This is a genomic window from Actinomycetospora sp. C-140, from assembly GCF_054796175.1.
In genome coordinates, this window is sequence record NZ_JBTWNF010000016.1 from 64,155 (window position 1) to 76,649 (window position 12,495).

Annotated in this window: 13 protein-coding genes; 10 read left to right on the forward strand and 3 right to left on the reverse strand. The window is 76.8% G+C overall.

The features are described 5' to 3' along the window. The first annotated feature begins 36 nt into the window (after window positions 1–36). From ACR9E3_RS23920 to ACR9E3_RS23935, 4 genes are all read left to right on the forward strand, one after another. Window positions 37–267: a helix-turn-helix domain-containing protein gene (locus ACR9E3_RS23920; protein ID WP_285648880.1), complete on the forward strand. Its 231-nt coding sequence runs from the start codon at window positions 37–39 to the stop codon at window positions 265–267. Between the two features lie 143 nt (window positions 268–410). Further along, a complete protein-coding gene (locus ACR9E3_RS23925) occupies window positions 411–512 on the forward strand; it encodes a 30S ribosomal protein bS22 (RefSeq protein WP_010241351.1) in 102 nt (33 codons plus the stop codon). A 63-nt stretch (window positions 513–575) separates the two neighbouring features. After that, window positions 576–1,628, forward strand: a complete 1,053-nt coding sequence (locus tag ACR9E3_RS23930; RefSeq protein WP_460383119.1) for an NAD-dependent epimerase/dehydratase family protein — start codon at window positions 576–578, stop codon at window positions 1,626–1,628. Window positions 1,629–1,708: 80 nt separating this feature from the next. After that, on the forward strand, window positions 1,709–2,794 hold the full coding sequence (locus tag ACR9E3_RS23935) for a lysophospholipid acyltransferase family protein (protein ID WP_460383120.1): 1,086 nt from the start codon (window positions 1,709–1,711) through the stop codon (window positions 2,792–2,794). 1 nt (window position 2,795) lies between these two features. Here ACR9E3_RS23935 and ACR9E3_RS23940 read toward each other — a convergent pair whose 3' ends face one another. From ACR9E3_RS23940 to ACR9E3_RS23950, 3 genes are all read right to left on the reverse strand, one after another. Further along, window positions 2,796–3,893: an HAD family hydrolase gene (locus ACR9E3_RS23940; protein WP_460383121.1), complete on the reverse strand. Its 1,098-nt coding sequence runs from the start codon at window positions 3,891–3,893 to the stop codon at window positions 2,796–2,798. A 179-nt stretch (window positions 3,894–4,072) separates the two neighbouring features. Further along, entirely contained in the window at window positions 4,073–5,359 is a 1,287-nt protein-coding gene (locus ACR9E3_RS23945) for a DUF5667 domain-containing protein (RefSeq protein WP_460383123.1), read from the reverse strand. Between the two features lie 124 nt (window positions 5,360–5,483). Next, the gene (locus ACR9E3_RS23950; RefSeq protein ID WP_460383227.1) at window positions 5,484–6,077 is read right to left on the reverse strand and encodes a sigma-70 family RNA polymerase sigma factor; all 594 of its coding nucleotides are present in this window, start codon (window positions 6,075–6,077) and stop codon (window positions 5,484–5,486) included. A gap of 998 nt (window positions 6,078–7,075) precedes the next feature. Here ACR9E3_RS23950 and ACR9E3_RS23955 point away from each other — a divergent pair. From ACR9E3_RS23955 to hemC, 6 genes are all read left to right on the forward strand, one after another. After that, window positions 7,076–7,528, forward strand: coding sequence for a glutaredoxin family protein (locus ACR9E3_RS23955; RefSeq protein ID WP_460383124.1), 453 nt, complete (start codon window positions 7,076–7,078; stop codon window positions 7,526–7,528). Further along, a complete protein-coding gene (locus tag ACR9E3_RS23960) occupies window positions 7,525–8,109 on the forward strand; it encodes a hypothetical protein (protein WP_460383126.1) in 585 nt (194 codons plus the stop codon). The genes ACR9E3_RS23955 and ACR9E3_RS23960 overlap by 4 nt, the downstream gene beginning before the upstream one ends. Continuing rightward, the gene (locus tag ACR9E3_RS23965; RefSeq protein ID WP_460383127.1) at window positions 8,106–8,777 is read left to right on the forward strand and encodes a hypothetical protein; all 672 of its coding nucleotides are present in this window, start codon (window positions 8,106–8,108) and stop codon (window positions 8,775–8,777) included. The genes ACR9E3_RS23960 and ACR9E3_RS23965 overlap by 4 nt, the downstream gene beginning before the upstream one ends. 488 nt (window positions 8,778–9,265) lie before the next feature. Next, a complete protein-coding gene (locus tag ACR9E3_RS23970; RefSeq protein ID WP_460383128.1) occupies window positions 9,266–10,015 on the forward strand; it encodes a redox-sensing transcriptional repressor Rex in 750 nt (249 codons plus the stop codon). Further along, the gene (locus ACR9E3_RS23975) at window positions 10,012–11,457 is read left to right on the forward strand and encodes a glutamyl-tRNA reductase (protein ID WP_460383129.1); all 1,446 of its coding nucleotides are present in this window, start codon (window positions 10,012–10,014) and stop codon (window positions 11,455–11,457) included. The genes ACR9E3_RS23970 and ACR9E3_RS23975 overlap by 4 nt, the downstream gene beginning before the upstream one ends. Beyond that, window positions 11,454–12,476, forward strand: a complete 1,023-nt coding sequence (gene hemC / locus ACR9E3_RS23980; protein WP_460383130.1) for a hydroxymethylbilane synthase — start codon at window positions 11,454–11,456, stop codon at window positions 12,474–12,476. Before ACR9E3_RS23975 ends, hemC begins: the two co-directional genes overlap by 4 nt. Window positions 12,477–12,495: the final 19 nt, after the last annotated feature.

Consider the following 12,495-nt stretch of genomic DNA (forward strand, 5'->3'; position numbering starts at 1 on the left):
CGGCGGCACGGCCTGTGCTCGGAAGGCGTGAGACCCATGCCCAACAACACGACGGGCTCCGGGACGCGGAAGGACGGGGACAACCTCGCTCGCGTGCAGTTCCTGACGGTCGCCGAGGTGGCCGCCGCGATGCGCGTGTCGAAGATGACCGTCTACCGACTCGTCCACAACGGAGAGCTGCCGGCGGTCCGGGTGGGCCGCAGCTTCCGTGTCCCCGAGGACGCGGTGCACGAGTACCTGCGCGGCTCCTACTTCGACGCCGGCTGATCTCCACGCGCGCCCGCCGGGCGCGCGTGGAGATCGGCCCCTCCGTCACCGGTCGCCCACGGGGCGACCGGTACGGTGGTGTGTCTGCGGCCGGAGGGCCGCCACCACCCCCAGCTCATCCAGCGCAGCACGAGAGGTTCCCTATGGGTTCGGTCATCAAGAAGCGTCGCAAGCGGATGTCGAAGAAGAAGCACCGTAAGCTGCTGCGCAAGACCCGCGTGCAGCGTCGCAAACTGGGCAAGTAAGGGCGTCGGGACACCGGCAGAGCCCGCAGGCCCGCGCAGACCGACCGCAGGAGAAGCCAGGGGATGTCCGAGGCGCCGTCCGTCGTCCTCGTCACGGGGGTGAGCCGCTTCCTCGGCGGCCACCTGGCGGCGCGCCTCGCCTCCGACCCGTCGATCGAGCGGGTCCTCGGCGTCGACACCACGCCGCCGTCGCGGGAGATGCGGCGGCGCATGGGTCGCGCCGAGTTCGTGCGCGTCGACATCCGCAACCCGCTCATCGGCAAGGTCATCTCCACGGCGAAGGTCGACACCGTCGTCCACGCCTCGCTCTCGGGCAACCCCGGCGCGTCCGGCGGCCGCTCGATGATGATGGAGATGAACGTCATCGGGACGATGCAGCTGCTCGCGGCCTGCCAGCGTTCCGACACGGTGCGCCGGTTGGTGGTCAAGTCGACCTCGGCGGTCTACGGGGCGAGCCCGCGGGACCCCGCGACGTTCACCGAGACCACCGAGCCGAAGGCGATCCCGCCGGGCGGCTACGCGAAGGACGCGGTCGAGATCGAGGGCTACGTCCGCAGCTTCTCGCGACGCCGCCCGGACATCCCGGTGACGACGCTGCGGTTCGTCAACCTCATCGGCCCGCGGATCGACACGTCGTTCGTGCGCTACTTCTCCCTGCCGCTCGTGCCCGTGGTCATGGGGTACGACGCGCGGGTGCAGCTGCTGCACGAGGAGGACGCCGTCGCGGTGCTCGAGCGGGCGGCGGCGGAGGACCTGCCGGGCGTGTTCAACGTCGGCGCCGACGGCGTCCTCATGCTGTCCCAGGCGATCCGGCGGGCCGGGCGCCTCTCGCTGCCGGTCCCGCAGCCCGCCGTGCCCCTGGTCGGCCGCTTCACGCGCCGCGCGCGCCTCGTGGACTTCTCCCCGGAGCAGCTGCGGCTGCTGAACTTCGGGCGGGTGGTGGACACCACGAAGCTGCGCACCGAGTTCGGCTTCACGCCACGCTGGACCACGGTCCAGGCCTTCGACGACTTCGTGGCCGGGCGCAGCCTGCGTCCGATCATCGACCCGGCGACGCTCGGCCGGGTGCAGGGCGCGGCCACGGCCGTCGCCCGCGCCCTGCCCTCCGGCGCCTGACGGCAGTACCGCACCGCAGGACCCCAGCACCACCCCGGCACCGCCGCCGTCCCGCCCCAGCGTCCTCGAGAGGAGACGTCATGCCCGAGGCCCGTGTCATCCCGCTGCACGCGGAGGGCACCGAGGGCGGACGCCGGCCCCGGCCGCGGCCGGCGCCGCGGCGGGCGAGCCGGCCCGGCGTGGGCTCGCTGACGGAGCGCACCGCGGCGGCGCGCGGGATCACGGCCGACGGCAGCACCGACCACGACACCGGGGAGGCGGGGGAGTCGGGCGTGGGACCGACCGGCGGCGAGGTGGCCGCGCTCCCGACCCCGCCGGGCCCGACCGAGCTCGAGGCGCGGGTCGCGGAGGTCGGCGAGTTCCTGCAGCGCCGGCTCACCGGGCGCTACGCCGTCGACGACTTCGGCTTCGACCGCGATCTCACCGAGAACGTGGTCATGCCCGTGCTCCGCCCGCTCTACGAGCACTGGTTCCGCGTCGAGACCATCGGCACCGAGAACGTGCCGCTCTCCGGCGGGGCGCTGCTCGTCGCGAACCACTCCGGCACCCTGCCGCTCGACGCCCTCATGACCACGGTGGCGGCGCACGACGACCTGCCGGTGCCCCGCTACCTGCGGATGCTCGCGGCCGACCTCGTGTTCGGGCTGCCCGGCGTCGGCGCGGTGGCCCGCAAGGCCGGGCACACGCTCGCCTGCAACGCCGACGCCGAGGCCCTGCTGTCGGCCGGCGAGCTCGTCGGTGTGTGGCCCGAGGGGTTCAAGGGCATCGGCAAGGACTTCGCCGACCGCTACAAGCTGCAGCGCTTCGGGCGCGGCGGCTTCGTGTCGGCCGCGCTGCGCACGGGCGTGCCGATCGTGCCGTGCTCGATCGTCGGCGCCGAGGAGATCTACCCGAAGATCGCCGACCTCGGGCCGCTGGCGCGCCTGCTCGGCTTCCCGTACTTCCCGATCACCCCGACCTGGCCGCTGCTCGGCCCGCTGGGCCTCGTGCCGCTGCCGTCGAAGTGGTACATCGAGTTCGGCGAGCCGATCCCGACCGACGTCTACGACCCGGGGGCGGCCGACGACCCGATGCTGGTGTTCAACCTGACCGACCAGGTGCGGGAGAACATCCAGCAGACGCTCTACCGGCTCCTCGCGGGCCGCCGGAACGCGTTCCTGGGATAGCTCAGCCGGCCAGGCGGCGGCGGTAGGCCGCGCCCGCGACCACGGCACCGGCGACCGCGCCGGCGCCGAGGACCGAGGGCACGCCGATGCGCGCGGCCTTGCGGCCCGACCGGAAGTCGCGGATCTCCCAGCCCCGCTCCCGGGCCATCTGGCGCAGGTCGGAGTCGGGGTTCACCGCCACCGCCGTGCCGACCACCGACAGCATCGGGGCGTCGTTGACGGAGTCGGAGTACGCCGCGCACCGGCGCAGGTCGAGGCCCTCGCGCGCGGCGAGCGCCCGCACGGCGTGGGCCTTGGCCGGGCCGTGCAGCAGCTCGCCGACGAGCCGGCCGGTGAACACGCCGCCCTCGCTCTCGGCCACCGTGCCCAGCGCGCCGGTGAGGCCGAGACGTCGCGCGATGATGCGGGCCAGCTCCAACGGCGTGGCGGTGACCAGCCAGACCCGCTGGCCGGCGTCGAGGTGCATCTGGGCGAGGGCCCGGGTGCCCTCCCAGATGCGGTCGGCCATCAGCTCGTCGTAGATCTCCTCGCCGAGCGCGACCAGCTCGGTGACCGAGCGCCCCGCGACGAACGACAGCGCCTGCTCGCGGTGGGCCCGGACGTCCTCGGGCGTGCCCTCGCCCCCGACACGGAACTTCAGCTGCTGCCAGACGAAGCCGCGCAGGTCCGAGCCGGAGAAGAAGTTCCGTGCCGCCAGCCCGCGCGCGAAGTGGAAGATCGACGCGCCCATCATCATGGTGTTGTCGACGTCGAAGAACGCGGCGGCCGTGAGGTCCGGTGGCACCCGCGACGACGGCGGGACCCGGTGGATGTCGGGCGCCTCGGCCGCGGCGGCGGCCGCCGCGGGCGCCCCGCCCGCGAACTCGCCCTCGTACTCGGCGTCCGGGACGAGCTCCGAGGCGGGATGGGTCTCCGTGACCTCCGGGCCGGCGTCGGGCCTGCCGGGGGACCCGGAGCCCGCCGGCACCGGCTCCAGCAGCTCGGACGCGGTGGGCGCCTCGACGTCGGGATCCTCCAGCGCCGCCTGCGCGGCCGCCTCACCCGCACGGCGCGCCGCGTCGCGCTCCGCCTGAATCCGGCGCTCGCGCCGTCGTCCCACCGCCGGGCCTCCCGTCGCGTCCGTCCCGGGACCAGGCCGTCGGGGCGGGACGGAACGAACGACCCCTCCGGTGGTGCTCGTCCACCCTAGACGCCGCCCCCGACCGTCAGCGTCGCCGCGACCGCGGCCGTGGCGGGGCGGACGTCACGGTCCCGGGGTGCCGGGAGACCGGGCTCCCGTCAGCCGAGGCTGAGGCCGGGCAGCCCGGGCAGCAGCGGCGGGACGTCGACCTGCGGCAGCAGCGGCACGGGCAGCGGCACCTGGACCGGCGCCGGCGTCGACGTGCGCTCCGACCGCGAGGACGACGACCCCGAGGAGTCCGAGTCCCGGCTGCTGTCCGACGACGTCTCCGTGGAGTGGGTGGTCGTCGTGGTGGTGGTCGTGGTGGTCGTGGTGCTCGTCGGGGCCGTGCTCGACGTCCCGGCGCCCTCAGAGCCCGAGGACTCCGACGACGAGGGGGACCCGCAGTCCGCACCGGGCACCGGCCCGAGGTCGTCGGTGTCGGCCGCGGCGGTCGCGCAGTTCCCGGAGCCCCCGAACGCGGCCGCCCGGTCACCCAGGCGCTGCAGCATCTGCTGGGAGCTGGCGGCGGCGGCGCGGCCGTCGGTGTCGAGCGACGGGCTCAGCGTGTCCAGGCGGGACGACTGCGAGCGCGCCCACTCCTGGAGCTCGCCCGGCGGGGGCCCGGTCGGCTGCCCGGCCAGCGGCAGGATCAGCCGGGAGCCCGTGCGGGCCTGGTCGTCGAAGGCGCGCAGGTTGTCCAGCACGAGCGCGGTCTGGTCGGCGTCGAGGCCGGCGGCCACCGGGCCCGGCCCCGCGGCCGTGGTGCTCTGGCGGCTGATGAGGTCGGAGACCTCCTCGAGCCGGCTGGAGGCGAACTCGAGGTGCTTGAGCCCCTTCGCCTCCTGGCCGCTGGTCAGCCCGATCTCGGCGCTCTCGGACGCCCGCTTGATGCCGTAGAGCATCTCGCCGGGCAGGGCACCGCGGCTGAGCAGGACGGTGAGCGCACCGAGCAGCAGCACGGCGCAGGCGCCGGTCACGAGCGAGGACATCAGGCGTGTCGAGCGCCGTCCGCCGCGGCCCGGGCGGGCGTCCGCCGCGGGGCGGCCGTCGGCCGGGCGCGTGCCCGCCCGCCGGGCGCCGCCGCGCGTGCCGGCGCCGGCCCGGCCGGCCCCCCGACCGCCGGCCGGACCGGGGTCCGGGGTCCGCAGCACCCGCGTGCTCCCGCGGGGTGCGGCCGTGCTCGACGGGTCGCCGCCGATCTCGGCCATGAGGGCGGCGCGCATGCGGGCACTGGCCTCGGGGTCGGGCCCCGGGGTGTCCCGTCCCGCCGCGCGGAGGGCCGACGCGATGTCGAGGTGACGCGCGGCATCGCTCTCGCCGCCGCGGTCCCGCCGGGCACGGTCGGCCCGAGGAAGACGCCCCGTGGGGTCCCGCTCGTCGCCTGCGTCGTGCCCGCTCGACATGCCGTCCGTCCTCATCGTCCGCGCGTCACGGTCCGTGCGCGCCGTGCTCGTCGCTGGGCAAAACGACCGGACGGGCGACCGGTTACGTCGATGCGGTGTGCGGTTCGAACTACAGAGATGTCACTCACCGCAGGCCCTCGGGCAACAGTTGGGCGAGACGGCGGACCGCACGGTGCTGCAGCGCCTTCACGGCGCCCTCGTTGCGCCCCATGATCTCCGCGGTCTCGGCGACCGAGAGGCCCTGCAGGAAGCGCAGCGCGATGCATTCCTGCTGGTCGTCGCCCAGCTTCGCGACGCATCGCAGCAGCTCGGCGTGGGTGGCGCCGGCGATGACCTCGGACTCGGGCCCGGGCCGGAAGCTCGACGGGGCGACGTCGGCGACCTCGGCGGTGGAGCTCTCGAGGCGGTAGCGGCTGGACTTCACGTGGTCCAGCACGAGGTTGCGGGCGATGGTGACGAACCACGCACCGATGTCGCGGCCCTGGTAGCTCACCGAGGTGATGCGGCGGTACGCGCGGACGAACGTCTCCTGGGTGAGGTCCTCGGCCGCGGGCCGGTCGCCGAGACGGAAGAGCACGAACCGGAAGACGGTGTCGTGGTAGCGGTCGAAGAGCCGGCCGAAGGCCTCGGTGTCGCCGTCCTGGGCGGCGCGGACGAGCGCCCAGCCCTCGGCGGTCGCCGCGTCCTGCGGCAGGTCGTCGGGGAGGTCGTCGGCCAGCTCGTCGTCGGCGTCCTCCGGCTCGGGGGAGCCGGGGTCGCCGGTGACGAGTGCGCCGTCGGTGGCCGGGCCCGCCGAGCCCAGCGCGCCACCGGGGTGCGACGCCGTCGGGTCGCCAGGGGGCTGCAGCGGGACCGCCGTGGTCGGTGCGCTCCCGGGCTCGACCGCCGTCGGCGGGGCGTCCAGCGGCGGCGCCTCGGCCGGCATCGCCTCCGCGGGCGGGTCCGGGGGGACGGGCGGCAGCGGGCCGGTGCCGTGCCGGGGCGCGGGCGCGTCGGGGACCGGGGTCCCCATCGGCGGCGTCGGGCGGCTGCCCGTCGGGCGGCGGGGGCGCCGGGTCTCCGGGGCCGGCTCCGACGAGGGCGGCGGCCAGGTGTCCTCGCGGCGCCGCTGCGCGGGGTACGCGATCGGCGCCGTGGGCGGCGCCGCCGTCGGGGTGCCGCGGCCGCGACCGTCGCGGGCGTCCAGGACGGGCTCCGGGGGCGTGTCCGTCCCCGTCGCGCCCCGCGACCGCCCGCCGGTCACGCCGGGGCCTCGCCGGACGTCACCCCGGGCCGGGCCGCGTCCGGGCTCGTCGGCGGGGTCGGGTGCCGCGCGCCTCACGGCGCTCCGGGGGGTGACGGGAGCCGGAGCGCGCTCGATCCGTCGACGGGGAGGCGGAGCCCGACGGGCCCGCGCTCGTTGGACAGGAGGGCGCCGGGACGAGGCGCGTCGAGGGTGCGGACCACGTACCGCGCACACGTCCGGTCGAGACGACCGGCTGCGTCGGACATGCCCTCTCCCTCGATCGACGTTCCCGACCGGATCCCCACGAGGGGGCGTCGCCGACGGAGCATACGTGCGGCGAGATCCCCCCTCGCACCGGCGCGCCTCACACGGGTCTGACCCTCTCCGACCTGCGGTGACGGTGCGGCGAGCGGCCGTTCGGCGGTATCTCGGGGCTCCGCAGGGGGCCCCGCGGACCGTGGGAGACTGCCGCCGGGCGGCGCAGGTGCGCCGTGCCGGAGGGAGGCGACGAGCCGGTGGCGGGCGAACGGTCCGACGAGCGGGCGACGACGTCGGTGGGCGGTGCGGCGGGCGGTCGGGGAGACGGCCCGGGTGACCGGGGTGACCCGATCGAGCCGTCGCCGGGCGCCGCGTCGGAACACGCCGGGGACGCCGAACCGGTCCGCGTCGTCGTGCTCGTCCGCGCCGACTGCCGGACCTGTGACCGCATGGAGGGCGTGGTGCGCGAGATCTGCGGCCGCGCCGGCGAGGAGCACGCCGTGGTGGACGTCGACGGCGCGGGCGCCGACCCGGAGTGGCGCGCCGAGTACGGCGACCGCATCCCCGTCACCCTCGTCGACGGCGTCGAGATCGGCTCGTGGCGCCTCGAGCCCGACGACCTCGTCCGCGCGCTCGCGGCCCGCGGACCGGGGAGCCGGACCGTCGACGGAGGGGCCGGCCGGTGACCGCGCCCGCGCCGGCCGACGTGCCGATCCTCCAGACCGCCTCGTCGCTGGTCGTCCTCACCACGACCACCTACCGGTCGCTGCAGGCGCTGCCCTTCGGCGGCGGCGCCAACGCCCCCGGCCCCGTCCGCGACCTCATCGCCGCCGCGCTCGAGGCGCTGGCGCGGGCGCGCACCGACCTGGCCGACGCGACCCGCGCCGCCGGCGGGCGGGTGCAGAACGGCGCGAACCCCCGCTACGAGCCGGTCGTCGCGCAGGCGCTGCCCACCGTGCGGGGGCCGGGTGACGTCGTCGGTCTCGCGCTGACCCTCGAGGACGTGCTGGCCCAGACGCTGGTCCGCGACGTCGTCGACCTCACCTCGCCCGACGTGCGGCGCACGGTGGCGGGCCACGCCGCCGCGGCGGCCCAGCGCAAGGCGCTGCTGCTGACCCTCGGGGCGCTCCTGTCGACCGGGCGGTCAGACCTGGTCGCCGTGCCGCCGGACCTCGGGGCGCTGCCCCCGGGCGCCGGCACGGTCGGGTTCCCCGACGTCCTGTTCCCGACGGAGAAGGCGTCGCCGTCGGCGGAGGGAGCGCTGTGAGCCCCGGGCTGCCGCGGCGGGCGTTCCTGCTCGGGCTCGGCGGGGTCGCGGGGGTCGCCGGACTCTCCGCGCTGGCCGCGTGCTCGGACGCCGCCCCGGCGGGCCCGCCCGCGCCGGGCGCGACACCGGGCCCCGCGCCGACCACCACCACCACGACGGCGCCCACGTACTCCGGCGAGGCGGCCCTGGTCGCGCTCGGGGCCGCGGTCTCCGGGCTCGCGGGCGACCTGCTCGGACAGGCGGCCGGCGGCGCGGGCCAGGGGCGCTACGGCGCGGTGCCGGGAGCGGTCTCGGCCTTCCTCTCCGGCGCCGCGGCCCAGCACGTCGCGCACGCCGAGGCGTGGAACCGGGTGCTCGTCGCCGCCGGGCGTCCGGCCGTCGACGGCACGCCGCTGACCGTCGAGCCCGCGCTGCGCGCCCGCCTCGCCGCGGCGCTGGCCCCCGTCGACCTCCTCGGGCTCGCCGCGGACGTGACGGGCACGGTCGCCGCGACCGTCACCGCGATGACGGACCAGTTGACCGGGGCGTCGGCCGTGAGCCTCGCCGCCGGGATCGGGCCGGTCGCCGCGATGCACGGCGCGACGGCCGGGTTCCTGCTCGGGCGCCCGCCCACCGCACCGGCGGATCCCACCGCCGGCGCCCTGGGCCCCGACGCGCTCACCGTCTGAGGCCGCCCGGCCGCAGCGGCGCGCCACCGGCGTGGCGCCCGGTGCGTCCCCGCGTGTCGCCGGACGGCGCACGAGGACGCCCTCGCACCGCCTCGTCCTGCTCCGGACCGGCGCGACGACGGCGCGGCGGCGCGCCGACTGGCAGACTGGAGGCCCACCGCCGGTCGGCACGACGCCCGCATCGACCCGGCGCGGTCCGCGGCGGAGCGGCGGGTGGTCGAGCCCACGCCCGCACGGCCCGCGGCGATTTTGTGCGTGCGTTCACGAGCGCTAGCGTTGTCAGGCGAGCCAGTCAGGACGACGTCCGCGTGAGGACGGCCGCGGGTGCGGACACCCCCCGTGGCGTCCGCGGAACGTGCGTGACGTCGGCGACCGCCGAGCGCGGGCAACGAGCGAGGCATGACAGGAGGCGCCCGGAAGTGACGGTCGACCGCGGCACCCGGCCCACCCGCCGTGCGGTGCCCTCGAGCCGACCGCCCGGGGAGGACGTGGATCCCGACGTGGCCGTGCCCGACGACGACACCGACGACACCGCCGAGACCGGCGCCCGGCCCGTACCGGGCGCGACGGTGGCCCGGCTGGCGGTCTACCTGCGCGTGCTGACCTCGCTGCTCGCCGACGGCCGCGGCACGGTCTCGAGCGAGGAGCTCGCCGCCGCGGCGGGGGTCAACTCCGCGAAGCTGCGCAAGGACCTCTCCCTCATCGGGTCCTCCGGGGTGCGGGGCGTCGGCTACGACGTGTCGCGGCTCACCGCCGAGGTCGAGGCCACCCTCGGACTGACCCGCCCGCACGCCGTCGCGCTCGTCGGTGTCGGCAACCTCGGGCACGCGCTCGCCGGGTACGGCGGGTTCGCGCAGCGGGGCTTCCCGGTCGCCGCGCTGTTCGACGTCGACCCCGCGCTGGTCGGCACGACGATCGCGGGCGTCGAGGTCGAGCCCGTGGACGCGATCGGGCGGGTGTGCGCCGAGCGCGGCGTCACCATCGGCGTCGTCGCCACCCCCGCCGCCGCCGCGCAGCCGGTCTGCGACCAGCTCGTCGCGGCGGGCGTGCGCAGCATCCTCAACTTCGCGCCGACCGTGCTGGCCGTCCCGGCCGGGGTCGAGGTGCGCAAGGTCGACCTCGCGGTGGAGATGCAGGTGCTGTCGTTCCACGTCGCGCAGCGGCACGGCACGGTGCCGGCCGCCGGGCTCGCCGCCCCCGCGGCGGGCCGGACCCCGCGAGAGGCGGTCACCCGATGAGCGTGCTCCTGGTCGGCGTCTCGCACCGGACCGCCGAGGTCCCGGTGCTCGAGCGCGTCGCCGTCTCCGCCGAGGACACCCGCAAGGTGCTCGACGACCTGCTCACCGGCGAGCACGTCACCGAGGCGATGCTCGTGTCCACCTGCAACCGGGTGGAGATCTACACGGTCGTCGAGACCTTCCACGGCGGCCTCACCGAGGTCTCCTCCGTGCTCGCCCGCCACGCCCACGCCGAGGTCTCGGACCTCACCGACCACCTCTACGTCCACTACGCCGGCTCCGCGGTGGAGCACCTCTTCTCCGTGGCCGCCGGGCTCGACTCGATGGTCGTGGGCGAAGCCCAGATCCTCGGTCAGCTGCGGGCGTCCTACAACGAGGCCCGCGAGCTCGGCTCCGCCGGCAAGGTGCTCCACGAGCTCGCCCAGCAGGCGCTGCGGGTGGGCAAGCGCGCCCACACCGAGACCGGGATCGACGCGGCCGGTGCCTCGGTCGTCTCCGAGGTCCTCGCCGACGCCGAGGACGCCCTCGGCGGCCCGGGGGCGCTCGCCGGGCGCCGCGCGCTCGTGGTCGGCGCCGGCTCGATGGGCGCGCTCTCCGCGGCGCACCTGCGCCGCGCCGGCGTCGACGACCTGGTGCTGGCCAACCGCTCGGAGGAGAACGCCGAGCGCCTCGCCGTGGCGCTGCGGGGCGAGGGCGCGACGGCCCGCGCCGTCGGCCTCGACGCGCTGCCGGCCGAGATCGCGGCGGCCGACGTCGTCGTCGCCTGCACCGGCGCGATCGGGACGGTGATCGGTGAGGACGCGGTGCGCCGGGCGCTCGCGGGCCGTGCGCCCGCGGCGGCGCCCCTGGTCGTCTGCGACCTCGGCCTGCCCCGCGACGTCGACCCCCGGGTCGCCGACCTCGAGGGCGTGACCGTCGTCGACCTCGCCGCCCTCGGCGAACGCCTGCGCTCCGCCTCGGCGGGGATCGCGGTCGAGCAGGCGCGCACGGTCGTCGCCGAGGAGGTGCGCGCCTACTTCGCCGCGCAGCGCACCGCCGAGGTCACCCCCACCGTCACCGCGCTGCGCCGCCGCGCCGCCGAGGTCGTCGACGGCGAGCTGCTCCGCCTGGCCGGGCGCCTGCCCGACCTCGACGACCGCTCGCGCGACGAGGTCGCCCAGACCGTGCGACGCGTGGTCGACAAGCTGCTGCACACGCCGACCGTGCAGGTCAAGCGCCTGGCCCAGGCCCCCGGCGGCGACACCTACGCCGAGGCGCTGCGCGAGCTGTTCGAGCTCGACCCGCAGACGCCGGCCGTGCTCGCCGCCACCGAGACCGCGCGTGTCGAGCCGGGCGAGCGGGTCGACCAGGCGCTGGCCGTGGACCCGCGCGACGCGCAGCGCAGCGGAGCCGGCGCCGTCGAGTCCCGCGAGGCCGACCGCAGCGGCGGGGGGCGCCGATGACCGCCACCGACACCGGTACGACCGGCACCCTCGACGCGTCCTTCACCGGCGCGGGCGCCCGCACCATCCGTCTCGGCACCCGCGCGAGCCTGCTGGCCCGCACGCAGACCGACATCATCGCCTCCGCGCTCACCGCCGCCGGCGCGACGGTCGAGATCGTGACCGTGTCCACCGACGGCGACCGCAGCCAGGCGGCCGGCACGCCGATCGCCGGCAGCGGCGTCGGGGTGTTCGTCACCGCGCTGCGCGAGGCGCTGCTCGCCGACGAGATCGACGTCGCGGTGCACTCGTACAAGGATCTCCCGACGGCCGGGGTGCCGGGTCTGACCCTGGCCGCCGTGCCGGCGCGCGAGGACCCGCGCGACGCGCTCGTCGCCCGCGACGCCATGGTGCTCGGCGAGCTCCCGCCGGGCGCGGTGGTCGGCACCGGCTCGCCGCGGCGGGTCGCCCAGATCGACGCGCTCGGGCTCGGTCTGCAGCTCGTGCCGATCCGCGGCAACGTCGACACCCGCATCGCCAAGGTCACCCGCGGCGAGCTCGACGCCGTGGTGCTGGCCCGGGCCGGGCTCGCCCGCCTCGGGCGGGTCGGCGAGGCCACCGAGGTGCTCGACCCGGTGCAGGTGCTGCCGGCCCCCGCCCAGGGGGCGCTCGCCTGCGAGTGCCGCACCGACGACGCACCGCTGGCGGAGCTGCTGCGCAGCACCCTGCACGACGAGGGCGTCGCGGCGGCCGTCACCGCCGAGCGCGCCGTGCTCACCGCCCTGGGATCACCCTGCAGCGCCCCGATCGGGGCGCTCGCCGAGGTCGTGGAGGACCTCGACGACGACGGCCACGTCGTCGAACGGCTGTCGCTGCGTGCGGTGGCCACCACGGAGGACGGCGCACTGGTGCGCGCGTCCGCCGCCGGAGAGACCGAGGACGCCGAGCGGCTCGGGCGGGAACTCGCCGCCGAGATGCTCGCCGACGGGGCGGTCCCGACCGGGCCCGCCGGGAGACGCGCGAGCGATCCCGGCGCCTGACGCCCGGCACGCCCCCTGG

Excerpts from the sequence above, each read along its gene's own strand:
- ACR9E3_RS23925 (WP_010241351.1), top strand. The coding sequence starts at position 411 with ATGGGTTCGGTCATCAAGAAGCGTCGCAAGCGGATGTCGAAGAAGAAG.
- ACR9E3_RS23945 (WP_460383123.1), bottom strand. The coding sequence starts at position 5,359 with ATGTCGAGCGGGCACGACGCAGGCGACGAGCGGGACCCCACGGGGCGT.
- ACR9E3_RS23930 (WP_460383119.1), top strand. The coding sequence starts at position 576 with ATGTCCGAGGCGCCGTCCGTCGTCCTCGTCACGGGGGTGAGCCGCTTC.
- ACR9E3_RS23935 (WP_460383120.1), top strand. The coding sequence starts at position 1,709 with ATGCCCGAGGCCCGTGTCATCCCGCTGCACGCGGAGGGCACCGAGGGC.
- ACR9E3_RS23975 (WP_460383129.1), top strand. The coding sequence starts at position 10,012 with ATGAGCGTGCTCCTGGTCGGCGTCTCGCACCGGACCGCCGAGGTCCCG.
- ACR9E3_RS23920 (WP_285648880.1), top strand. The coding sequence starts at position 37 with ATGCCCAACAACACGACGGGCTCCGGGACGCGGAAGGACGGGGACAAC.
- hemC (WP_460383130.1), top strand. The coding sequence starts at position 11,454 with ATGACCGCCACCGACACCGGTACGACCGGCACCCTCGACGCGTCCTTC.